16 protein-coding genes are annotated in these 25,389 nt (G+C 55.1%); all 16 read left to right on the top strand.

The window, feature by feature from the left end; all coding sequences use genetic code 11:
• Nucleotides 1-93 precede the first annotated feature (93 nt).
• The 16 genes from A3850_RS07875 to A3850_RS07800 all read left to right on the top strand — a co-directional run bounded on the left by A3850_RS07875 (nt 94) and on the right by A3850_RS07800 (nt 25,388).
• On the top strand, nt 94-3,036 hold the full coding sequence (locus A3850_RS07875; RefSeq protein ID WP_157500979.1) for a T9SS type A sorting domain-containing protein: 2,943 nt from the start codon (nt 94-96) through the stop codon (nt 3,034-3,036).
• 136 nt (nt 3,037-3,172) lie between these two features.
• Nucleotides 3,173-3,739 carry a Crp/Fnr family transcriptional regulator gene (locus A3850_RS07870; protein WP_068215339.1) on the top strand — a complete coding sequence of 189 codons (567 nt, stop codon included), beginning with the start codon at nt 3,173-3,175 and terminating at the stop codon, nt 3,737-3,739.
• Between the two features lie 85 nt (nt 3,740-3,824).
• Nucleotides 3,825-11,135, top strand: coding sequence for a T9SS type A sorting domain-containing protein (locus tag A3850_RS07865; protein ID WP_068215338.1), 7,311 nt, complete (start codon nt 3,825-3,827; stop codon nt 11,133-11,135).
• A 133-nt stretch (nt 11,136-11,268) separates the two neighbouring features.
• Nucleotides 11,269-11,994, top strand: a complete 726-nt coding sequence (locus A3850_RS07860) for a class I SAM-dependent methyltransferase (protein WP_068215337.1) — start codon at nt 11,269-11,271, stop codon at nt 11,992-11,994.
• 248 nt (nt 11,995-12,242) lie between these two features.
• Nucleotides 12,243-13,970 carry a cytosine permease gene (locus tag A3850_RS20165; protein WP_068215336.1) on the top strand — a complete coding sequence of 576 codons (1,728 nt, stop codon included), beginning with the start codon at nt 12,243-12,245 and terminating at the stop codon, nt 13,968-13,970.
• 12 nt (nt 13,971-13,982) lie between these two features.
• Nucleotides 13,983-15,449, top strand: coding sequence for a mannitol dehydrogenase family protein (locus tag A3850_RS20160; protein ID WP_068215335.1), 1,467 nt, complete (start codon nt 13,983-13,985; stop codon nt 15,447-15,449).
• Between the two features lie 228 nt (nt 15,450-15,677).
• Entirely contained in the window at nt 15,678-17,621 is a 1,944-nt protein-coding gene (locus A3850_RS07845) for a glycosyl hydrolase (RefSeq protein WP_068215333.1), read from the top strand.
• A 104-nt stretch (nt 17,622-17,725) separates the two neighbouring features.
• Nucleotides 17,726-18,232: a hypothetical protein gene (locus A3850_RS07840; RefSeq protein ID WP_068215330.1), complete on the top strand. Its 507-nt coding sequence runs from the start codon at nt 17,726-17,728 to the stop codon at nt 18,230-18,232.
• A gap of 300 nt (nt 18,233-18,532) precedes the next feature.
• Nucleotides 18,533-19,147 carry a TetR/AcrR family transcriptional regulator gene (locus A3850_RS07835; protein ID WP_068215328.1) on the top strand — a complete coding sequence of 205 codons (615 nt, stop codon included), beginning with the start codon at nt 18,533-18,535 and terminating at the stop codon, nt 19,145-19,147.
• Nucleotides 19,148-19,307: 160 nt separating this feature from the next.
• Nucleotides 19,308-19,841, top strand: a complete 534-nt coding sequence (locus A3850_RS07830) for an RNA polymerase sigma factor (RefSeq protein WP_068215326.1) — start codon at nt 19,308-19,310, stop codon at nt 19,839-19,841.
• Nucleotides 19,834-20,259, top strand: coding sequence for a DUF2141 domain-containing protein (locus A3850_RS07825; RefSeq protein WP_068215325.1), 426 nt, complete (start codon nt 19,834-19,836; stop codon nt 20,257-20,259). The genes A3850_RS07830 and A3850_RS07825 overlap by 8 nt, the downstream gene beginning before the upstream one ends.
• On the top strand, nt 20,256-21,560 hold the full coding sequence (locus A3850_RS07820) for a TolC family protein (RefSeq protein ID WP_068215323.1): 1,305 nt from the start codon (nt 20,256-20,258) through the stop codon (nt 21,558-21,560). Before A3850_RS07825 ends, A3850_RS07820 begins: the two co-directional genes overlap by 4 nt.
• 59 nt (nt 21,561-21,619) lie before the next feature.
• Nucleotides 21,620-22,552, top strand: coding sequence for an HlyD family secretion protein (locus tag A3850_RS07815; protein ID WP_068215321.1), 933 nt, complete (start codon nt 21,620-21,622; stop codon nt 22,550-22,552).
• Nucleotides 22,549-23,448, top strand: coding sequence for an ABC transporter ATP-binding protein (locus A3850_RS07810; RefSeq protein WP_068215319.1), 900 nt, complete (start codon nt 22,549-22,551; stop codon nt 23,446-23,448). Before A3850_RS07815 ends, A3850_RS07810 begins: the two co-directional genes overlap by 4 nt.
• A gap of 6 nt (nt 23,449-23,454) precedes the next feature.
• On the top strand, nt 23,455-24,174 hold the full coding sequence (locus tag A3850_RS07805) for an ABC transporter ATP-binding protein (RefSeq protein ID WP_068215316.1): 720 nt from the start codon (nt 23,455-23,457) through the stop codon (nt 24,172-24,174).
• Nucleotides 24,175-24,284: 110 nt separating this feature from the next.
• Nucleotides 24,285-25,388, top strand: coding sequence for an ABC transporter permease (locus A3850_RS07800; protein ID WP_068215314.1), 1,104 nt, complete (start codon nt 24,285-24,287; stop codon nt 25,386-25,388).
• Nucleotide 25,389 lies beyond the last annotated feature (1 nt).

Raw genomic sequence — 25,389 nt, 5'->3', positions numbered from 1 at the left:
AGGTTGTACTACCGATAGTTTTGCGCCGCGCTACTGGACTAGGATTAGTCCGGAAGCACAGCCAAATCGGCGTAACCCCGTAAACCGGCCTACATGAAAGCTAAGCGTATATCTTTTTTATTATTCCTCACCTTGTTATTCTTCTCTTTATTCAGCATCTGTAGCCGTGCCAATTTACATGCGCAGTGTGCCGGCCCTACTGACCAGAACGTCCTGGGTATTTCTGATAACGGCTTTTCCGTATCGTGGACAGGAGGCAGTATGGAAGCCGTTCGCCAGGAATTCGTATTGTCCTTCTGTGCACTGGAGGACCCCGCTACTGAAAGCGTTGGCTCTCTGAATAGCGTCGGTACTCCCCTCAATACTTCCGGTTTCGCTTCGGGAACTACCTTTTTCGCCTACGTTCGTAACATCTGCGCCGCTGAATCCGGCACCGGGGCCGAAGAAGCCAGCGACTGGTCTACATTCACCATTACGACTTCGGGCGACATAGTCCCGCCCGACAACGATCTGCTAAGTGGGGCGTATACCTTTACCCTGGGCGCTATCTCCGCCGATAATTTTAGCGGCGAAGAGGTGATTGGCACTTCCGATGAGCCTAATGAAGTAATGTGCGGCTTCGATAACAGCTGGTGGTACACCTTTACGCCCACTGTTACGCAAGCTTATAAGCTGTCGTCCGGCGATCTATCGGCCACGGGCGTCACGACGGATACGGACGTATCCCTTGGGGTATATTCCGGCAGCGCTCACCCCTTGCAGGAGATAGTTTGCCAGAATACAAATAACTATTCGGGCGGTGGCGAAACCCTTGACTTAATGCTTACCGCCGGAACGACTTACTATTTTCGGGTAGCCATGGGCAGTGACGCCAGGCCGTGTAACATTCGGACTACCACCGAGGTCATTCCTATTGAATGGCAAGGCTCAGCCAGTACCGACTGGTTTACGGCGGAAAATTGGTCGACCGGAAAAATGCCAACCGCCGGGCAAGCTATTTCCATTTCCGGCGGCGCGGTTCGGCCTTGCGTCATTGCGTCCGACAATGCCTTGGCTGGAAAAATCACCCTGGAAGGTGGAAGTCTGACTGTTGGGCAGGGGGCGATTCTGACTGTTTCTGAGGGCACATCTGGTGTACGGGTTACAGGCGGAGGCACCTTGGAGGTAGAAGGCGAGGTGCAATTCGATCTGACCTCCGGTATTGGCATTTCCGTTCGGGAGGGAGAGGCCCACATTCGGTCTACGGGGCTGGTATCAACAAGCAATGGGGTGGTAGGTCTTCAAGTAAACGATACGGTGAGCATTGCCGGTGAGTTCAACTGCAGCAATGCGGAATTTGATGGCATTTTCGTGGGCGAGTCCGGTGGTTTAGAACTCCTGGAGAATGGGCTCATTTCCGTAGAATCACCCGAAGAAATCGGATTGCTGTGCCGCGGGAACTGCTGGGTAAACGGCAGCTTGATCATCAGCAAGGTCGGAGAAGCCGCGATTGATACCGACGGTGGCTTACTGACCGTTGGCACCACCGGCTCCGTTGAGATCGACACGGCTGAAGAGGGCATCAAAAACGGTAGCTTTAGCAACTATGGCAGCATTTCAGTCACCCGTACGGAGGACGATGCCATCAGCACCGGTGCGGATTGCACCAACTACGGAAGTATCACCCTCCTTGAGGGCGCCGAAAGTGCCATCAAGATTACGGGCACCTTCACCAATGAAGGAACCATTACGATACAAGACTACTCGCGCGACGGAGTGGAAACAAGCTCGGACGGTGTATTACAAATTGGGAGCGCGGCAACGCTCGACATCAATGATGTGCGCCGGGGACTAAACGGTTTGCTCCTGGTCAACGACGGAACCATCGGCATCGTCACCACCAGCAGCGATGCCATCAACACTGGCGGCGATTGCACCAACAATGGCAGTATTACCCTGAGTGATGTCGATTCCGACGGAATCGACTTAGAGGTAGGGTCCACCTTCACGAATGCCGGGACCCTCCGAATTCTTGATGCCAGCAGCCAGGCTTTGGAAGATGGTATTTTTAACCAAACGGCCTCCGGGGAGCTGTTCATCAACGGCGAGGTCACATCCGCAATGGAGCTCGCCGCGGGTAGTGCTTTGCATCCCGGTAGTTCCCCCGGTTGCGTAGAATCCAACACGCTTTCCAATCTTACGGGCGTGGAATTAAACGTTGAGTTGGAAGGAACCACCGCCTGTGCAGAATTTGACCAACTTGACCTCGGCGATCAGGCCTTCGACGTGACCGACGGAGTACTGGTGCTTACGGGTGACTACGCCCCAGTAGTGGATGATGTTTTTCTGATCGTCCGGCGGTCGAGCACCTCAAACGTTCAGGGCACTTTTGACGGTTTGCCGGAAGGAGCAACGCTGCGCTTCAACGGGGCCGAGTTAATGATCTCCTACGTGGCGGGTGACGGTGATGATATTGGTCTATACGTATCCTCCACCCTCCCTCTCGACCTGCTCTTTTTTACCGGCATAAACCAGGGTAAAAGCAATGTACTGACCTGGGCGACCACCAATGAGGAGAATTTCAGCCACTTTGAGATCGAGCGTTCAGGCAACGGGCACTCCTGGCAACTCCTTGATAATATGCATGTTGCATCTTTCGACGGAAGTGAGCTTGGCGAGAATTCCTACGTCTACGAAGAGGACGCCGTCACCGCATTCTATCGCCTCAAGATGATTGATCTGGACGGGACCTATTCATACAGCGATGTTGTCTACGTAGAAAATGACCCGGGCGCTGCCGCAGGTGCGATGAAAGTATATCCTAACCCAAGTAATGGGCGGTTTTCGGTAGATTTGACACAGGCTGGCTACTCCGCCGAAGGGCAGGGGGAACTCTCCTTATTGGATATGCACGGACGCCAGATATTATCGGTGATGATTGCTGCTGACGTACACCACGTGGCGATTGACGTACCCAATGCTCGGGCGGGGGTGTATTCACTTAGGCTGCGTAATCGAGCAGGACAGATGCTAACCCGGCGGGTGGTATTGCAATGAGCCTGGCTCGGTTATTCGAGGCCTCAAAACATCATCTGCACCTGAGGTGCTTAAGAATAAGAGAGGCGTAGGCAACCCGGATATAAATACCGTGTTTGTAGCTAGCATTTTAGTATATGAAATTGAATTCTGCCCTATGAACCTCTATACCTATCTCCGGCACAAGGACGTCTTTTCTAAGGAAGAATGCTCCATCATTGCCGGTGCGTTCACCGAGGAAAAGATTCACAAGGGAAAGGTGATTGCCAATTTTCAAAAATACGCCGGGCGGGTACTCTTTCTGGAGGAAGGCATCCTTCGAACCTTTTTCTTCAAGGACGGGAAAGACATCACCCATTTCTTCTTTGACGAAAATTGCTTCATTGCACCCGTCAATAGCATACTCTACAAAAACAAAACAGAACGCTACCAGTGGGAAGCGGTAGAAGATTGCCGGGTTAGCATGATCGCATATGAAGATTTTTGGGCCCTAGAGGAGCGCTTCCCCAGACTGAGCCGAGTGATCATTGAGTTTAGTCTATACCTGCTGGATCTGTTTTCCCAAAAACTGAACATGTTACAATTTCAGAGCGCGGCCGAGCGGTACGATTCTTTCCTGGAGATGTACCCTAGTATTGCCGGGCGGGTTTCTTTAGGAAGCACGGCCTCCTTTCTGGGGATTACCCAGCAAACGCTGAGCGTCATCCGGGGCAAAAAAAAGTAGGCGGTTCTCCATTTTTTAAGATAGGTGAAAAGTAATACTGCGGTCGGCCGAGACCTTTGCGGGCGAATTACCCCCCCTCGCCTTAATGTCAGACTACCGCTTTCCCCTCACTCCGCTCCTTATCCTCCTCCTCTGCACCTGCGGCAGCGCCCAAATACTCGCCCAGGCACCCAACGACGACCTGGCGGATGCCATCACGGTCGATCTGAGCTCAGGCGCCTTCAGCCACGTTGTAAACCGTTTTGATGAAGACGTAGCCACTACGGAGATTGACGAGTTGATTTGTGAAAAAGAGCTTTCCTGGTGGTACTCCCTGACGCCCGCCGAGACGAAAGATTTCGTGATTCGAGCGGAAGTTGTTGACGACATTTCACCTAGTGTAAGTAATGACGTCAGCCTTGGCGTATATACCGGTAGCAGCCACCCCCTGACTGAAGTAAGCTGTCTTGATAACAACGAGGGAGTGGGGCGCGGTGAAGCAGAAATTGTCACACTCACTGGTGGAGTCACTTACTATTTACGCATTGCCGTACCCGAAAATGTGTTTGGCGGCGACATCACGACCACCATTACGCCCGCCATATTCACTTGGACGGGGGCTGAAAATAACGCGTGGGAAGAAGTAGATAACTGGGATTTGGAAGCATTACCCACCACTAATGCCACCGTTGTTATCCCGGACGCTAACCCAAGCCCCCGGATAAATGATACCGTCCAGATTGGGGCGCTACGGATTGAAGCGGGCAGGCTGACGGTAACACCTAATGGTCAGCTAACGGTCTTTGGCCTGAATGAAGGGGTTGCTATCACTGATAACGGCCAACTTACCGTTGAGGGCAACCTCGTTGTATCTTCTCCTTCAGGACCATCAATTGAGCTAAACGACGGCCAGGTATCGTTGCGCGATAACAGCTTCTCCATCTTGCTAGGCACCCTCCGAATACTGCAAGGCGAGGTGAACGTAATGGGCACCCTTGCCGTCACAACTGACGCAGGAAACGGAGTTGAGATCAACAACGGTCAGTTGGAGTGCACTCCTGACGGGCTCATTTCCATCAACGAAGTGCCGGGTGACGGCGTCCGCCTGGGAGCTAACGGCCGTTTAAACGTAGACGGAGAAGTGAAAATCACCGAGATAGGTAGCGACGGCCTCGTCCTGGGTGCGGGTAGCAACGTTGAAGTCAACCGGGAAGCGGAGCTTGAAGTCAGCGAGATCGGCAATATCGGCGTCCACTTCACTGACAATGCGACCACGTTCAGCAATCAGGGCACGCTAATCCTGGCTGATGCCGCAAATGCACTTTCCAGCGGCGGTACAATTGAGAATATTGATGAAAGTATTTTAATCGCGGAGGGGACGCTGACCAGTACGGTCAACTTTGAAGGCATCATTACCCTGCAACCAGGCCCGGCCGAAGGGTGCCTGACCTTCACGGAAGCGGTGGACCTGACCGAGGATGTCCTCCGGTTCGACCTGGAGGGGAGCACGGCTTGTTCGCTGCACGATCAAATCATCTTCCAGGAGGCGGCGGATATTACCGACGCGGAGCTGGTGCTCAGTGGTACTTATCTACCCGTAGCCGGCGATACCTTCGTAATCATCAACAACGTGCATTCCAACCCGATCACCGGCACCTTCGCCGGGTTGGGGGAGTGCGACACTTTCCGGCATAAAGGTGCGCTGATGCTCATCAGTTACGTCGGCGGAGATGGTGATGACATCGTCCTTTACGGGGAACCCTACGATGCGCCACCGGTGAATGATGACTTGGCGAATGCCACGGTGTTGGAGGGAAATGATGTGTTTTCTTCCCTGCCGGCTACCGTTGGCTTTAACGGGGCAACTACCGAGACAAACGAAAACAATTGCGGGGCAACTGTATCCTGGTGGTACGCCTACACCCCACCCGCCACCGCCGATTTTTATATCGACGCCAACGGCTACGTCGATGAGCCTCGACCGGGGGTTGAGAATGACCTTACGCTCGGTATTTACACGGGGGCCAGCCACCCGCTTACGGAAATGCGCTGCATCGACAATGATGAAGGCTTTGAAGCCGGTGGGGAAATAGATACCGTCACCCTGCAAGCTGGCATAACTTACTATTTCCGCATAGGAGCCAAGCCCAAAACACCGCTTGACGAAATAGGGCTTGCTATCCGGCAGCTACCAGTTCACTGGACTGGAGCCGTCAACAGCGATTGGTACGAGGCGGGTAATTGGAGTAGTGGGGCAGTACCTGGCACGAACGATTTGGTCGAGATTGATCCGGCACCCAATTCCGCAGTTATTTCAACTGGAAATGTAAACCTTGTCAGCCTCTCCATTAACGCGGGAGGCCTGTTTTCCCTTGCGCAAGGAGCCAGTTTGCGTTTGTCGGGCGGGGAGATCGGGCTAAACGTTCAGGGAGAGGTTACCGTAAATGGCATCCTGACCGTTGAAAATCAAAGGCAAAGAAGCGTCAGTTGCCGGGGGGTGATGTCGGTAGGAGGAACCGGCGTCCTACTGGCCTACGGTAGTCATTTTGGAGTGGGTGGCACCCTAAACTGTGCAGGGATTGTAGAATTGAGCCGTGGAGCGGATATGGCGGTAAGCACTTCAGGCACGCTCCTCATCGAAGAAAGCGGAGCACTGTCAATTACGGGGCGAGTGCCAATTGGTATGATTGCCCAAGGTAGAATAGACATTCTGGGGAACCTGTCAATTTCTGGCCCCGAATTTGGCATTACTTACGATAATGGTAGCATTAACATTAGGAGTACCGGTAGAGTCAGCATTACCAACTTTATATCTCGTGGTATTAATTTCAATTCTACGGAGCTTGCAATCATTAATGACGGGGCACTCTTTGTTGCTGGATCCAGTAGCATCTCCATTGGCGGAGGAAATCTCGTAAACTCAGCTACCGCCACCTTAAGCGCGAAAAACCGGCTCACTGGAGACGTGTCTTTCGCCGCTGGCAGCCGCCTCGAACCCGGGGCATCCCCCGGTTGCCTGACCTTTGAATCGCCCGTTGACCTGAGCGAAACGACCCTCGCCTTCGAGATAGAGGGAACAACTCGCTGCACGGGCTACGATCAGATTGAATACGACGATGTCCTCAATATTGACGACGCCATACTGGAGCTTAGCGGTAGCTACGTTCCGCAAGTAGGGGATCAATTCTCCTTACTTACAACGAGCGGGAGCAACGAGGCTGGAGGCACCTTCGCTGGGCTGCCGGAAGGTGGTACGGTGCTATTCAACGGCGTGCCGCTGCAGATCGCTTATGAGGTGTACGAAGGTTCCAAGATCGACGTCGTCCTCACCGCCATCGACAATATTGACGTACGTTGGACGGGAGCCGTCGATAGCAATTGGTACGAAGGTGGAAACTGGAGTACCAAACTGGTGCCCGGCCCCGAGTCTCACGTGACGATTGGTGACATCGTGGCTCCTCCGGCAGTCATCGATACCGGTTCCGTCACGGTAGCGGAAATACAGGTAATTAATACCGGCCAGTTTCGGTTAAACGAAGCGGCTACGCTGACCATCAGCGGTGGCACCGAAGGGCTTTTCCTTGATACGGATTCCCTCACCGTACTTAATGGTTCCGTCAGCATTAATAATCAGATCGGTGACTATGGGCTGAAAGTGCATAGTGATGTGGAGGTAGGGCCCGCAGGAATCATTTTCCTGGAAGAAGGTGGAATCAATGTTTACCGCGCCCGCCTCTCAGTTGCTGGTTCTGTAACCAGCCTTACCGCCCCGGCAGAAGGCATCTTGTTGGAGACTGGTGTTGTTTACGTAGATACTACGGGGTCCGTTTCCATTTCTTATCCAACCGGGTCCGGGGTAAGGACTTTTGACGGAAACGATACGCTGGAAGTCAATGGTCGTTTATCCATTCTCAGTCCCGGATTTGACGGTATAAGAGCAGGCCAGGGCGATTACCTGTCGGTGCCAAAGGGTTTACTTGAGGTGAATAACGCAGGTCGCCATGGCATAAATAGTGTGAAAGCAGCCATCGGCGGTACGCTGAAGGTTATCGGTAGCAGCAACGATGCGATCACGGGTAGCCAGGATTTTAGCATCAATGCGGGAGGAACCTTGGCGGTAGACGGTTTTGTCCGCACCTTGATCAACTTTGCGGCGAACAGCCGGCTGGCTCCTGGTAGCCCAACGGGGTGCGCCTTTTTCGACCGGGAAGTCCTTTTCAACAACGCCATTCTCACTATTGAGATCAACGGACCTACCGTTTGTACGGACTACAGCCAGCTCACCTACGATAACTTTTTACGCATCAACGGCGCTAGTCTTGAATTAGACGGTGATTATGTCCCTATGGCAGGCGAAACCTTTTTGGTAGCGGTGCCAGACAATGTTTCCACACCTTCAAGTGGTACTTTCAGAGGTCTGCCGAATGGGGATACGTTGTCATTTAACGGTACGCTTCTCGAAATCACTTATCCAAGCATGGCCGAATTTGGCGGAGGGGGCGCATTCATTACCCTGACTACCTTGTTGGGGGCCGACCAAGCCATCTGGACCGGAGCGGTAGACAGCGACTGGTACAACCCCGACAACTGGGCGAGCGGCGTCATCCCGACTGCGGACGATGATGTGCTGATCGAAGCCGGGGCGAACCCAGCCATCCTACCCACGGGAACGGCCACCATTGCCAGCCTGCAACTGCGCAACGGCGGAAACTTCACCGTAGCCGAAGGGGCTATTTTGAACCTTAGTGCCGGTACGGCCGGCCTCGTCGCCAAAAGCGGTCGACTGATTGTCAACGGTAAGCTTTTAGTTGACCAGCAGGCAAATGGCATGCCCTTACTGGGGGTCACTACGACGATTGGGCCCAACGGTAATTTAATGTTCCAGCAAACGAACACCGATGTACTTGTTACCAGGACGCTGACCTGCAACGGACAATTACAACTCAACGACGGGCCGGGCCTTTCACTGCAGGGCGACGGTAGGTTGAATGTAGGCAGTACCGGCGATTGCCGGATTAACGCAGCTACGGGCACGGGCCTACTCCACAACGGCGCGGGTGTATCAATTAATGGAAAGCTGACCGTCACTAACAGCGGAGGAGATGGTATCCATGCCACCAACGACAACGGCATGGCTTTCAACGCACCGTCCGAAGTAACCCTGCGGAACAACGGTGGGCACGGTATTCATTGTGACGATGACGGTAGCTACCCGATAAACGTGCGGGGCGTGCTAACCATATCCGGTTCCGCTTTAAACGCCGTCGACGAGGGCATTTTCCTCCCCCGAACAGGCTGCACCCTCCGCTGTGCGGGCACCATAGATACCCGTTGGCAGGATGAAGATAACTACCGGATGGAAGTGGGTGATTCCAACGGATGTCTTAATGTGCTAGCCATCCCCGACCTGGGTGAGGGTACGCTGGCTTTTACCATCAACGGTACTACGCCCTGCACGGGCTATAGCCAACTGAATATACCCCAGGGAATAAATATTGACGGTGCAGTACTGGAACTAAACGGAAGTTATATCCCCGAAATTGGGGAAGCTTTTTCGCTGATCCTGAAACCAGGTTCCGGAGCATTTACTCAACGTTTCGCGGGCCTCCCTGAAGGTACCTTATTTCCGTTCAACGGGGTATTGCTGAAAATCTCTTACGCCGATGGCACCAACGATAACGATGTAGTGCTTACCGCCACTCAAAACGCCATCGAGGCTAGTTGGACCGGCGCCGTCAACAGCAACTGGTACGAAGCCGGCAACTGGACTATCGGTCGGGTACCGAGTACCACGGACCGAGTAATTATAGGTGATATTTCCGATGCCCCCATCGCCATCATTGATACCGGGGCGGTGACGATCACCGAGCTCCACGTCGTTGGCAGCGATGGCCAGTTTCGGTTAAACGAAGGAGCTGATTTAACGATCAGTGGTGGTGCGGACGGGCTGGTTTTAACCGGGGACTCCCTCATCATTCTAGATGGTAACGTACTCATTACCGACCAATCCGGCAATTATGGCTTGACCGCTAAAAGCGACTTGACCATCGGCCAGTCCGGAAGCCTCACGCTCAATCAGCTTGGTGTTGAAATGGGGGGATTCCATAACCTGATCGTCGATGGTACCGTAAACTGTACAAATGCCCCGGCGGATGCAGTAGTAATTGATGATGGTATCCTCGAAATTTCACCGACGGGCTCCTGGACCATTGAGGCTCCCGTTGGGGCGGGGATTAGAGTAACCAACGACCCCAGCGAGATAATGGTCGATGGCTCACTTTCCGTGATTGGTGCAGGGGAAGACGGTATTATTGGCGATCGCGAAATGCTGACGATCGGAACAACTGGCACACTGATAATTCGGGATGCCGCCTTCAACGGCATTGAAAGTATCAACGGGAACATTAACGGTAAACTAATCATCACTAACAGCGGAGGCAATGCCATTTTCTTAGATAACGAAGACTTCCAATTTTTCAACGGAAGCACCCTGGGAGCGGAAGGTAGCATTAGTGGAGAAGTAGGCTTCTTTGATGGTAGCAACCTCCAGCCCGGTAGTTCTCCCGGTTGCCTAACCATGCGGTCTTCCGTGAGTAATTTACCCATCTTAACCATTGAACTGGAGGGCATAACTGCCTGCACGGAATACGATCAAATCGTTCTTCGTGCCTCTGGCCAACTGGGCGGAGCGAGTTTACGGCTGGAAGGAGATTACCAACCCACCGTCAACGACGTCTTCACCATTGTACGTAACGATGCCGATTCCGACATCGTGGGCACCTTCGCGGGCCTGCCCGAAGGCGCACTGATTGAATTCAACAACAGTTTTCTGGAAATCAGCTATAACAACGGGCGGGACATTACGCTGACTACCGTCTCCGTGCTACCGCTCGATTTACTCTCCTTTACCGGCAAAGCCCGGAATAAAAATAACCTGCTCTCCTGGACAACGGCTAACGAAGAGGATTTCAGCCACTTCGAGGTCCAGCGCTCCGCGGATGGCAACACCTGGCAACTACTAGGCGCTGTCGCAGGTGCAGCGGAAGGACGGAATGCAGGACAGTACGACTACGTTGATGACAAGCCCCAATCCTCCGCCTACTACCGCCTACGAATGGTGGACCTGGACGGCAGCTACGCCTTCAGCCCCATCGTTTACCTCGAAAGGGAGGTAACAGCCGAACTGCGTGTTTTCCCAAATCCTAATTCCGGCAGCTTCGACCTTCGCCTTCCGGAGGTATCGGAGCCCCTTTCCCTCGCTCTTTATTCCGCACACAGCACCCGCGTCAGCGCCAAAAAAATTGGGGCGGGCACCCGACGTTGGAGCTCACGTGAAGCGCTACCTCCCGGTATCTACCTCGTAGTGGTAAGTACCCAGGATGGCCGGCGGTGGACGGAACGGATGGTGGTGCAGTAGGGTGGCCGGGAGGGAATTTGTTTAATTTTTCTTTTACCCGCCCACGTCGTTGCTCGGTTAGTGCGGCAGTGCTAAGACGCCTCCCAAAACCATTCCCCCGCCTCCCCATTAGCTGATCGATAAACCAGCTGACATGCTCCCCCGATTCCTAACCCTCCTATTTTCCCTGATTTTCGTTACCAGCTGCACCGGCCAGCAACAAACCAATGCGCCAGCGGAAGACGCTGTCTACACCTACCAAACGCCATCCCGAAACGGCACCGATAAGTACTACCTCGGCCGGGAGATCAGCTACGTCATGGGCCACCAGGCCGCCGACTGGTTGGAGCGGGCGGAACGGGAGGACGAAGAAAACGTCAGCCAGGCCATCGCGAATATGAATATTCAGCCGGATGAATCCATCGCGGATATCGGCGCCGGGTCGGGCTACTACACCTTCCGCATGGCCGCCGAGGCACCGGAGGGAAAAGTCTACGCCGTCGACCTCCAGCCGGAGATGCTTGCGCTCATGCAGGAGAAGATCGAGCGGGAAGGCATCGACAACGTCGAATTGATCCGGGGCACCGAGACCAGCCCCGAGCTTCCCGCAAACTCCGTCGATCTGGTCATCATGGTCGACGTTTACCACGAGCTCTCCCATCCGCGGGAGATGATGGAAAACATCGTCCGGGCGCTGAAGCCGGGCGGGCGTTTTGTGCTGCTGGAGTACCGGATGGAAGATCCGTCGGTGCCCATCAAGCGCCTGCACAAGATGTCGGAGGAGCAAGCGGTGCGGGAGATGGAAGCGGTGGGCTTACGGTTAAAGGAGAATGTGGGGAATTTGCCCTGGCAGCATTTTATGGTGTTTGTGCGGGGGTGAGGTACCCCGCTGGTTGTAGCGATCTGGCACCTGTCCCAATTAAATCGCGACGCCAACTGATCCGTGTGTTGACGGTAGTCTCGCCATTCGCTGGTTGGCAGCAGCGCCGCTGACTCGTTCCACGATAGATAAAGCACTTCCCACCGTTCGACCGGCCGGCCTAGTTGGCGAAATAAGCTAATTGATCGAGCGAACTGTAATATTTGGTACTTTCGGTCACACCAGAACAGCCACGAATACAACGACTTATGGAGCCAGCGACAAACACGCCACCAGATTTAGCCGGCATACAAGCCGAACAACTCCCCGTCCCCAAGCACGAACTCCACGACTGGACGCACTTCGCTGGCCTCTACGCCGCCGAACACGTCGCTGCCACCGAGTTCGTCATTGGTGCCACCTTTGTCGCATTGGGTGCGAGCACGATGGATATCATCATCGGCCTGCTGATCGGGAACGTCCTGGCGGTGCTGAGTTGGACGTTCATTACTACGCCCATCGCCGTTGATACGCGCTTGAGTCTGTACACCTACCTTAAAAAGATCGCCGGAGGTAACATGTCCAAACTCTACGACTGGGCCAACGTGGTCATCTTCACAGTCATCTCGGCGGCGATGGTGACGGTATCGGCGACGGCGGTGCGATTCGCCTTTGATATACCGGCGCAGCTGGATTGGTACCCGACTAATCCGTGGTTCGTACTAATCGTGATCGCGGTGGGCTTGTTTGCCGTCTTCGTAGCTATCTACGGCTTTAAGGCGGTTTCGGAATTCTCCAGCCTCTGCGCACCCTGGCTGTTCGTCATGTTTACGAGCGGGGCAATGGTGCTCTTACCGGCACTGACCCTAAGCGTAGTCGGCACTACCCTACCGGAGAGTTGGGCGGAGTTCATCCAGATCGGCAACCAGTCCGTCTGGACTGGCATCAACAGCGACGGGGAGCCGGGGATCGGCCTGGTGGAAGTCGTTGGCTTCGGCTGGGCGGCCAACACCATCACCCACTTCGGGCTGATCGACATGGCGCTGTTGCGCTTCGCCAAGAAGAAATCCTACGGGTTGGCTACGAGTACAGGAATGCTCTTCGGCCACTACATTGCCTGGATCGCCGCGGGCATCATGGGCGCCGGGGCGGCCGTCATCCTGGGCAAAACCATCGTTGAGCTCGACCCGGGCGACGTGGCTTACTACGCCCTCGGCTGGTCAGGTTTCGTCATCGTCATTGTAGCGGGTTGGACAACGGCCATCACCAACCTTTACCGAGCGGGGCTGGCGGCGCAGGCGGTTTTCTCCAACTACCCCCGCCGTAAAACAACGATGATCGTGGGTGTTGCGATGGTCATCATCGCCTGCTTCCCGTTCGTCTTTTCTCAGATCCTGCCGCTGCTGACTTATGCTGGATTGCTCGTCGTACCCGTTGGGGCGATTGTATTCGCCGAACACCAGATCTTCCCGAGGATCGGCTACACCCGTTACTGGGCCAAATTCCAGGACTACGCACATAGCCTGCCGGCCGTAGCCTCTTGGGGTCTGGGCTTAGTCTTCGGGTTCGGCCTGAATTTTCTCGACCTAATGTCTTTTTACTACCTGTTTTTACCGACGTGGATTTTCACCATCATTGTGTATACCCTACTCGCAGGACGATACGGCGCAAAGGAGGCTTATCCGGAAGCTGAAGCTAAAGAGGCCGCATTCAATGCTTCCGTGCGCGATTACCACACCCGTTTGGCGACGGAAGAACCGGTAGTCAGACGTGATGAATCCTTTTTCTCCAAACTACTTTCCGGAGTCGGTTACCTGGCACTGGCGGCTACCCTCGGTCTGGCCTGGATGGTCCTCTTCGGTAGCGCGAACGAGGCGGCTTACCTCGCTAACCGGGAGACGTTTTATTCCTACGGATTTGTTTGTACCGTGGTATACTTCGTGACGGCTTACTGGGCTTTTCAGCGGGGTAAGATGGCGGCAGCTCTTACACACTAAAGGTTCCAATACATGCAACTGAATAAGCAAAATCTGACCGCATTTGCTGGTAAGCTTCCCTGTCCCGACTACGACCGAGGACATCTCCAAACAGGCATCGTCCACATTGGCGTAGGCGGTTTCCACCGTTCCCACCAGGCGTATTACGTCCACCAACTACTCAAAGACGGAACGCCGGAATGGGGCATCACCGGTGTCGGTCTCCGGGAAGGGGACCGGGCGATGGCGGAGGTATTGCAGGCGCAGGACGGGCTGTACACGCTCGTCAACCAACGCCCCAATGGCACGAACTCCAGCGAGATCATCGGTTCCATCCGTGACTACCTATTGGCGCCGGACAATCCCGATGCGGTCATCCAACGCATGGCTCATCCGAAAACGAAGATCGTCTCCCTTACCATCACGGAGGGTGGGTACAACCTCAACGCGGCGACCGAGGAGTTTGACTTGACGAACCCCGACGTACAGTACGAGATCGCTCACCCACAGGAGCCGCGCACCGTGTTTGGCTACCTGGCCGCTGCTTTGAGAAAGCGGAAAGCTGGCGGCCACCCAGCCTTCACCGTGCTATCCTGCGATAATATTCAGCATAACGGGAACGTCGCCCGAAGAATGCTCCTGGCCTTTGCTCGCCATCAGGATCCGGAGCTGGCGGGATGGATAGAAAAAGAAGTCACGTTTCCTAATTCGATGGTCGACCGCATCACACCCGTTACTACGCCGGAGGTCTCCGAATATCTTTTCCGGGAGTTCGAACTGGAAGACGGCTGGCCCGTCGTCTGCGAGCCCTTTATTCAGTGGGTGGTGGAGGATAATTTTGTAAATGGCCGGCCGCCGCTGGAGACCGTTGGCGTACAATTCGTGCCGGACGTGTCGCCCTACGAAAAGATGAAGATCCGGCTGCTTAACGCTGGCCATTCCGTGCTCGGTATCCCCGGCGCGCTGCACGGCCACCCGACGATCGACGCCTGTATGCGCGACAAGGTTTTCGCCGGCTTCATGCGCGCTTTTATGGATCAGGAAGTCACACCCATCCTGGACCCGGTTGCCGGTATCGACCTGGAGGCGTACAAGGACCAGTTAGAAGCCCGCTTTGCGAACCCCAACATTCGCGACGGCGTGGGCCGCATTTGCTCGGAGAGTTCGGCCAAGCTGCCGAAATTCCTGCAGCCCACCCTACGCGAGAACCTCCGGCGGGGCGGTGAGATCCACCGCGCTACTTTCATCCTGGCCGCCTGGTGCTACTATTCCGATCAACGGCACAACGAAAAAAATGAACCCCTCGAGATCCTCGATGAGCGGGCGGCGCAACTCCACCGCGCGGCGGCGGGTACGACTACTGACCCAATATCATTCCTTCGGCAAGAAAGCATCTTTGGTGATCTTTCGGAACAGCCAAGGTTTGTAGAGGCCTACACCGAGGCCGTCCGCCTGGTGTACGATCGCGGAGACGTGCGGTCCCTAATGGCAGATTGGTGAACAATTAGCCGCCAACTGGCAACGCTTGACGGTGACTTAGCTGGCTGCTATTTGTATAGTAGAGCACCAATCCCGAGTGCGGGACTGATGATGTGGCGCTGCCGCGGGTGCCAACTCAGTGGAGATACTTACCAACCTCCCCAGCTCCTCCCCCAAACCCCGCACCCGCGGCAGCGCCCCAAAAAACCACCTAAGCCAAAACCCACCCCAACACCGTATGTTAGCCGCATGATGCGCTACCTCGCTCCCCTCCTCCTGCTGGGCCTCTTCGCCTGCGAGCCGGAGGCCACCTTCGCAACGGACCAAGCCTACGGTGGCCGGCCCTACGCCCGCTACTGGTGGTTTGCCCAGGAAATGGATACCCTCACGATCAAGGACAACCTGGACTGGCTGCACGCGCGCGGCTTCGGAGGCATAGAACTGGCCTTCGTTTACCCCCTGAACCGGATGGATAAGCGGGATACGAATTACATCCCGCGCGACGCGTGGCTGGGCGAAGACTGGCGCGCGGCGGTGGACTACACCCAACGCTACGCCACCAGCCTCGGCATGGGGTGCGACCTGACGGGCGGCAGCCTCTGGCCCTTCGGCGACGTCGGCCTCGATAGCACCCAGGCCAGCCGGAAGTTTGGAGAACCGGACTACCGCCAACCCATCACCGCCCACTGGGAATGGCCCGTGCAGGGACTGGTGGTGGACCACCTCACGCCGGCCCACTACCGCGCTTATTTCGACCGGACGTACAGTCAGTACCCCGACCCGGTGGCGGGGCAGTCCTACTTTGTCGATAGCTGGGAAGTAGAAACGAAGGGCCTGTGGGCCGAGGGTTTCGGAGATGATTTTGCGGACCGCTACGGCTACCGCATCGAACCCTTCATGGATAGTTTGTACGCGGATGGTCGTGCAACTCAACGTTACGATTACCACGAACTCCTGAGTGAACGGGTGGTGGATTTCTACGCTGGTTTTACCGATGCTTGCCACGAACGGGGCGTCCGCAGCCGGGGCCAGGCCAGTGGGGCGCCGGCCGACATTCTTAGCGCTTACGACCAACTCGACGTGCCGGAGGGGGAGCTCCTGCTCTACGAACCCGAGTACAACCGCATCCCCGCGGCGGCGGCGGCGCTGTGCGGTAAAGCCACCGTGAGCGCCGAAACCTTTACGTGTACGTACGGCTGGCCCCGCGATTTCCAGCGCCGCGCCCAGGTCGCCGACCTCAAACTGATGGCCGACGCGGCCTTCGCCAACGGCATCAATCAGATCATCTGGCACGGGAAACCGCACAGTCCGGTGGGCACGGACAGCGTCACCTTTTACGCTACCGTTCACCTGGGGGATTCTTCCGCGCTGGCGCCCCACTTGCCCGCCTTCAACGATTACCTCACGACCGTTTCCCGCTACTTTCAACGGGGCCAGACGGCCAGCCGCGCCGCCGTCTACCTTCCTACCGAAGACGCCTGGCGGGCCGGCGAGATGCCGCTGGACCAGCAATTCATCTGGGCCTGGGGGCATTACGAAATGCGGTACGTTTATCCGCCAAAGGAACTCTGGGGGTACAACCCGCTTTGGGTCAACGGCGAATTTTTGCGCAGCGCGCGGGTGCAAAGCGATGGGGGAATTGGGATCGGGCCGCAGCTATTCGACTTCCTCTTCGTGGAGGTAGACTACCTCAGTACGGAGAACCTCCTTTCAATTGTTGAGTTGGCGGAATCCGGTGGGCGCGTCGCCCTCCGCTCCTCCCCCCAATTGGCTGGCACCCGCGCGAGCGCCCAATTTATTGACCTTAAGGAACGCTTAGAGGCCCTACCCAACGTAAGCACCGAACTACCGGATACGGCTCCCCTGGTGTCCGCGGCCGAACCCTTTCCCTACTGGTCACGGGCGGTGGAGGATACGCTCTACCTCTTCGTGGCGCCCCGGGGCGCGGCCGGCATCACCTTCCCCCTGACCTTCGGGCAGAGCTACGACGATACGGTGGATGAGCTGGATATCAACGTCAACTTTATGGGGAATAATTATCGCATTAATCATTCGCTGCCGCCTTACCAGAGTGCGCTATTTGCGCTGCGGGGTGGTGCCGTGGAGGTGATTGATATTACTTACGAAGTGCCGGTGCCGGAGCGGGAGGAGTTGCCGGCGGGGCATTTGCGGCCCTGGTTGGTGGGGGAGTGAATATCATTTAAAAGAATTCATGTCATTTAAATTAGTGGTAGCCCTCTAAAATAATTAGCGAGTAGGGATAAAAATTCAATCAACATTAAATAAGAATAAAAACCATGACCATCCTAAAATCAGCCACCGACTGGGCTAAAGCAGAGCTCGTCTCCACCCCATTCTTCATCCTGGCCGGCATTCTGTTCCTCGTAGCCAGCATCGGGTTCTGGCAATTGGGGAAGACGGAGTTAGCACGCGCCTACATCATCCCCACGCTGGTGGCGGGTGTGCTGCTGGTGATTATCGGGACTGGCTTATTCTTCACGAACCGCACCCGCCTGGCTGAATTCCCGGTAGCTTACGAGCGCGATGCGGCAGCTTTCGTTGCAGCGGAACGCGTTCGCGCCGAGGCGACGCTGAAGGAGTACGACAACGTGGTGTTTACCGCCATCCCCATTTTGATTGCGGCTTGTGCCATTGCCCTGCTTTTTCTGTCGGGCCCTGGCTGGCGAGCAGCGCTGATCACTACAATTGCTTTTCTCGTAGTGCTTTTGCTGATTGATGGCACGGCGTACGCACGGATTTATGGGTACCAGCAGGCGTTAAATTCTGTGGAAGAGCCGGGATAAGGGGCATTCATTTAGGATTAGGATTCTGGACCATTGTCGCCTTACATCCTTTTCTTTTGGCGCAGCCGCAGGGTGGTGGTAAGGGACAAGGAAAGCCACTATTGATTCCCCAAACAATATGCTCCAACGGTCAATCATTTCGACAATCCGTGGATGATAATAGGTCCTTCTTTTTCAGGATTCTGGTATAAATCAACTTCGAGCACACTAAAGCTGCCTGAGCTGAACTGACCGAGGCCACGCTTAACCCAAAGTCCAACTAAACAGTTAATCGCCACGTTGAGTACCAAAAGTTAACCCATGAGCGAAGTTGCTACCCAGACTGAGGAAAAAATCCTGCAAGCCGCGGAAAAGATCTTTCAGGAAAAAGGTTATGCCGGTACCCGCATGCAGGCGGTGGCCGACGAGGCGGGCATCAACAAAGCCATGCTACACTATTATTTTCGAAGTAAGGAGAAGCTGTTTCGCGTCATCCTCACTAAGGCGATCAACGAAGTCTCGCCGGTGCTGATTTCTAGCTTAAACTCCGACAAAGACGTTATGGGGAAATTGCGCGATCTAGTGGCTAATCACATTCGGCTGCTCTTGGAAAGACCGCATCTACCCTTGTTCATCATGCACGAACTGTCGCAAAATCAGGGGAAGTTCGTTACCGATATGGCGATGCAGACCGACGCGCCGACAACTATCATGGGCTTTTTTCAGCAAGTGATGGAAGAGGGACAAGCCGGCAAGATTCGCCTTATCAACCCGATTCACCTCATTCTCAACGTGATGTCCCTCGTCGTTTTCCCCTTCGTGGCCCGGCCGATGGTCGTAACCGTCGCGGGGGTTCCTGAGGAAATGTTCCGGCAAGTGCTAGAGGAAAGAACCGAAGAGGTACTGGCCTTCGTAGCGGGTGGCTTACGCCCATAGCTAAACACTAAATAAATATGACCATGGCCGATCGGTACTAGCTACCGGCCGGCCACTTTTGTTTGCGGATATGAGGGAAAACTAGGCACAGTCATCAGCATCATCCAAATAATTTAACCACTTGGTTAAACCTTTTGGTTGCTCGCTTAGTTCTGAGGGTATGCTAACCTTTACTGAACTCGAGACTCTCTGCCATCGCCACCAGTCAGAATTCTATGCATTCGCCCTCCGTTTAACGAAGGACAGTGACCACGCTGCCGATCTGATACAGGACGTGCAATACTTCATTCTTAAGTATCGCGATAAATTTCAGCGCGGCTCCAACTTCAGGGCGTGGGTAAAAACGATCATCCGCAACGTCTTTCTCTCCGATTATCGCCGGAAGAAACGCCGCAAAGAATTGCTCGAGTACCACCCCGTCCCTGGAACCTGGATGGGGAATCGTGCGAGCAACAACCACGCCGAAAGCGATCTGAGCGCAGAAGATATTTTGAGAATAGTGGACAGCTTACCAGCTGTTAATCGCAGGTCATTCCTCCTTCACTACCGAGGAATGAAATACAAAGACATCGCTCGGCTGACAGCCGTACCTATAGGGACTGCCAAAAGCAGGGTCTTTACCGCCCGTAAGGTACTCAGAGAAAGATTGGCCAACCGGGGCATTTACCACATTCAATCCGTTTCTAATGCTTAACAAAATCCTTCTGGCCGCCGGGGTGCTATTCGCGGCCTCCATGACAGCACAAACCTCCGTCACCGTCAGCACTTCCGGCATTGATGCTACTGGCAAAGGCAAAATGGTTGCTCTCCTTTTTTCCTCAGCCGAAGGCTTCCCACGCGAGCAAGACAAGGCCGCGTTTCGCTTGGAAACGGCTGAATTCCAAGACGAAGTGACGTTCACATTTCCGCAAGTTCCTCCTGGTGAATACGCCATTATTCTCTTTCAGGATCTCAATGCTAACGGAGCCATGGATACTAATTTCATTGGCTACCCGAGGGAACCACTGGGCTTGGCGGGCATGACGGCGATGGGTCGCCCTTCTTTCAGTAAAGTCAAAGTAGAGGTAGGCCATAAACCGGTAACCGTAGACATTAAAATGTTGAACCAATGACTACCATCTACCAACGGGGAAAATCAACAACTGTCGTGATTTTGGGCCTCATTCTCCTGCTCAGTTTTTGTGCCGTAGGAAAACTTAGCGGGCAGTCGCTCTCGCTCACTGAGGCATACGATCTGCTGGAAAGCAATTACCCCAACCTGCGCAACGCCGGGTTGAACGATCAAATACTCAGTACGGAACTCGACCTACTCGATCTAGAACGCAAACCCACACTCAACTTACTTGGGTCGGCCACTCTGCAATCGGAAACCACCGGCTTCGAAAATGCCGAGAACCTACCGCTGGAGATAGATATCCCATTATACAGCGCCCGGGCCTACGGAGAAGCGTCATACACGATTTACGACGGCGGGCGGCTCGACGCACGGAAGCGAGTAACCGAAGCGGAAGGGAAGCTGGCTAACCAACAGCTGGAAGTAGAGCGATTCGGCCTGCGTAAGCGGATCAACCAATTGTTTCTCGGCATCCTCCTCAGCAGGGAGCAGGTGAGTCTATTCGCGACAACGCTGGCGGATATCGCCGAGCGGAAGGCTACCGTTGCACAAGCCGTAGAACTCGGTGCGGCACTCGAAAGTGAAGTCCTGCAACTCAGCGTTCGCCAAGTAGAAATTGAAGCCCAGCGAGATAACGCCACGGGAACCATCGCGCGGCTGGTAGCGCAACTTTCTACCCTGACGGGGCGGGAGCTCTCCTCCGACGTAGACCTCCAACTCCCCGATCTCCCGGGAGCGACAACCGTTCCGATGGTCCAGCGGCCCGAATTAGACCTTTTCCAGCTTCAGCAAGCTGCGATTGGCGCCAATGAGGCACTGATCGAAGCGGACACGAAGCCACTTGTTTCCACCTTCCTACAGGCTGGGGTGGGCGCTCCCAACCCGCTTAATCTGTTCGACAACGGCATTGCTCCCTACGCCCTGGGTGGCGTCAACTTTAAATGGAAACTTAAAGACTGGGGGAAGTCCGACAAGCTGCGGCAACTACTTCAACTTCGGACCGCCCAACTGGATAATCAGCGCGAGACCTTTCTCTTTAACCTCAACTCCGTCAATGACGCTTACTTGGCTGACGTCGAGCGCTTGAGCCAGCAGATCGAGCGCAACAGGAAAATCGCCCAACTCCAAGCGGAGATTTTGACGCAGATGGCGGCGCAACTAGATAACGGCGTCATCACCGCCACGGACTACCTCAGCCAGGCCAATACCGAATTACTGGCGCGCCAGAAACTCCGCATCGACCGAACCCAGCTAACCGAAATTCAGCTCAATTTTCTCAACGAGCGAGGAGACTTCTAAGCGCCTGCTGCAAGAGCCAGCCCCTACCCTTTACCTCATCAATCGGAACAAAATCAACCATGAAACACTTCGCGTTCCTGTTATTCCTCCTTTCATTCACTGCCTGCACCGAAGAGGAGGTCCGCTCCGATGCCTACGGAAATTTTGAGGCCATTACAACTACCGTAAGTGCTGAAGCAAACGGTCGGCTACTGCAACTCGACGTGGAAGAAGGTCAACTACTTCCCGCGGGTAAATTGATTGGGCTGGTGGATACCACCCAGCTCCACCTGCAACGCGTACAGCTACAGGCCCAACTGAGGACCTTCGGTAAACAAGTCCGGACGGCCGCACCCGACATCGCTATTTACGAAGACCAGAAACGCAACCTGATCCGGGAGCGCGACCGCACCAAAAAGCTTATCGCGGCCAAAGCGGCAACGTCCCGCCAACTTGACGAATTGAACGGCCAGATCGAAGTCGTCAACCGGCAGATCGCGGCCGCGCGGGCTAAGACCAGCGAGGCCAACCGGGCGGTGCTCTCCGGTCGGGGTCCGGTAGCGGCGCAAATTGACGTCCTCACCAACCAGATCAACAAGGCTTACGTGCGTAACCCCATCCGGGGCACGGTGATGACAAAAATGGCGGAGACGAGCGAGATCGTTGGGGTGGGTTCGCCACTCTACCGCATCGCCAATGCCGACACGCTGATTTTACGCGCCTACGCGGGCAGCGTTCAGCTACAGCGAGCCCGCATTGGCCAGGAGGTTGAAGTCCTTATCGATGCCGGGGCCGAAGCTTACGATCGCCTCACAGGTACCATCAGCTGGATAGCGGACCGGGCGGAGTTTACTCCGAAAACCATCCAGACTAAGGAGGAGCGCACCAATCTGGTATACGCTATCAAGGTGGCGGTCCCCAATCCCGTAGGGCGCCTTAAGTTGGGGATGCCGGCGGAAGTCAATTTCGGGGGCGCGGACGCAGGTGCGGGGGAGGAAACCAAGAAGCGATGAACGGTATAGAAATAGAAGGTATCTCCAAATCCTACGGGGACACCCTGGCACTGGATAACCTTACCCTGAGCATTGCCCCGGGGGAACGCTTCGGGCTGCTAGGGCCGGACGGAGCGGGAAAATCCACCCTTTTCAAGATCCTTACGACGCTGCTCATCCCCGATTCGGGGCGGGCGACCGTTGCCGGCTGGGACGTGAACAGGGACTACAAAAGCATCCGCCGCCACGTGGGTTACATGCCGGGAAAATTTTCCCTTTACCAGGATTTATCCGTTGCCGAGAACCTCAATTTCTTCGCTACCATCTTCGGTACGACCATCAAGGCAAACTACCACCTGATCGAGCCAATCTACGAACAAATCGAGCCCTTCCGCACGCGGCGTGCCGGCGCGCTCTCCGGTGGGATGAAGCAAAAGCTAGCCCTGTGCTGCGCCCTGATCCATCAGCCGAAGGTGCTTCTCCTGGACGAGCCAACCACTGGCGTTGATGCCGTCAGCCGCGACGATTTTTGGGTTATGCTCGCCGAACTCAAAAAAGCCGGGATTACCATCCTGGTTTCGACGCCTTATATGGACGAGGCCGCCCGCTGCGAGCGCGTGGCCCTGCTCCAAACCGGGAAGATCCTGGCCCTGGACGAGCCGGCCCGCATCGTCGACAATTTCGACCATAACCTCTTCGCGGTCCGCGCCGACGACTACTACCAATTACTGCTCGACCTGCGCGAAGCACCCTTTGCCCGGCGCGTGGAGGTCTTCGGGGAGTTTCTTCACCTCACCGGGAAGCCAGGTACTACCGAGGATGAAATCTCCGCCTACGCCCGTCAGTCCGGTCACGGCAGCGTCGTCGTAAAACCGGCGGAGGCCACCATCGAGGACGTGTTCCTTGCCCTAATGTAAACTGATTTGGACAACGTAATTACCGCCGAAGGGCTGACCAAAAAATTCGGGGACTTTACCGCCGTGGACGCCATCACCTTTGAGGTGGGGCGGGGTGAGGTATTCGGCTTCCTGGGGGCTAACGGCGCGGGCAAAACAACCGCCATCAAAATGCTGATCGGTCTGAGTAAGCCCACCAGTGGGGAGGCGACGGTAGCCGGACTGGACTTGATGACCGAGAGCGAACGGGTAAAGGAACGTATCGGCTACATGAGCCAGAAGTTCAGCCTTTACGAGGACCTTTCCGTACGCCAAAATATCAACTTCTATGGCGGCGTATACGGGTTGAGCCGTAAGGCAATCAAGGAGAAGACGAACGAAATTCTGGCCGAACTACAGCTGGAAGGTAAGGCCGACGAGAAAGTCGGAGGTCTGCCATTGGGTTGGAAACAACGCTTGTCATTTGCCGTGGCGGGCGTTCACGATCCCGACGTTGTTTTCCTCGACGAACCTACCGGTGGTGTCGACCCGGCTACGCGGCGGCAATTCTGGGAAATGATCTACGCGTCAGCGGCGGATGGCCGGACAATTTTCGTCACTACCCACTACATGGATGAGGCTGAATACTGCGACCGCATTTCCATCATGGTGGCGGGAAAGATCGCAGCGTTGGGCACTCCCGGAGAATTGCGGGAAAGGTTCTCCGCCAAATCAATGGATGAGGTATTTCTCCGGCTCGTCCGCTAACCATTGATTACAACTGGCTCTCCATTCCCTGTTCCATTATCCAATTATTCGCACCTGCGTCAGCGCCAAAACCATCTAACACTGGACTAGTAGGCCAAAAAACTTTTACTATGCGCTCCTTTCTGGCCTTCGTTCGTAAAGAGTTTTACCACATTTTGCGGGATACGCGCACGCTGGTGATCATCCTGGGTATGCCCATCGCGCAAGTACTGATCTTCGGCTATGCCGTGACGACTGAGTTCCGTAACGCGCCGGTGGCGGTGATCGACCATGCCCACGATGAGTTGAGTCGTGAATTGATCAACGAAATGACTGCTACGGGCTATTTCAGCCTGGCCGGCGAACCGCAGAACCTCGATCAACTCGACGCGCTGTTCCGCTCCGGTGAAGTGAAGATGGGCGTAGTTATTCCGCCGGATTTCGAAGAGGATTTTTTTCGCCGTAAGCGTACGTCATTGCAACTACTAGCAGATGGTTCCGACCCGAATTACGCCACGACCATGCTCAATTACACCGGACAGATCATCAACAGTTTCCAGCAACGGTACGCCAGTGGGCCGGGGAGCTTCCAGATCGGAGTAGAAACGCAGCTAGTGTATAATCCACTACTGATCAACGCCTATAATTTCATCCCCGGGGTAATTGCCATCATCCTGCTGCTGATCTCGGCGATGATGACCAGCCTGACAATTGCCCGGGAAAAGGAGACGGGGACAATGGACCTGCTGCTGGTCAGCCCCCTCTCCCCGCTGACCATCATCCTCGGGAAAGTGACGCCCTACGTCGTGATCTCGATGGTTAACGCAATAGTGATCCTGGTGATGGGTTACTTTGTATTTGACGTCCCCGTGCTAGGTAGTCTGGTGCTGCTTCTGTCCTTTTGCTTGTTGTACGTGCTAACCGCCCTGTCACTCGGCATCCTGATTTCCACGCGGTCCGCTACCCAACAGGAAGCGATGATGGGTTCCCTGTTCTCGTTGCTGATGCCGTCGATGCTACTCTCCGGATTCATTTTCCCGATCACCAGTATGCCCTGGTTTTTGCAGCAAGTTTCGAAGATCATACCAGCGACCTATTTCATCGAGCTGCTGAAGGGCGTCATGCTGAAGGGGTTGGGAATGAATTTCCTTTGGATACCGACGTTGGTGCTGGGAGGAATGACGCTGTTATTACTTGGCCTTAGTTGGGTCAATTTCAAAGTCCGTACCAAATAAT

This window comes from Lewinella sp. 4G2, assembly GCF_001625015.1.
Classification (GTDB): Bacteria; Bacteroidota; Bacteroidia; order Chitinophagales; family Saprospiraceae; genus Neolewinella.
Note: the sequence above shows the minus strand (reverse complement) of the source record. Positions and strands in the feature narration are given on the sequence as shown.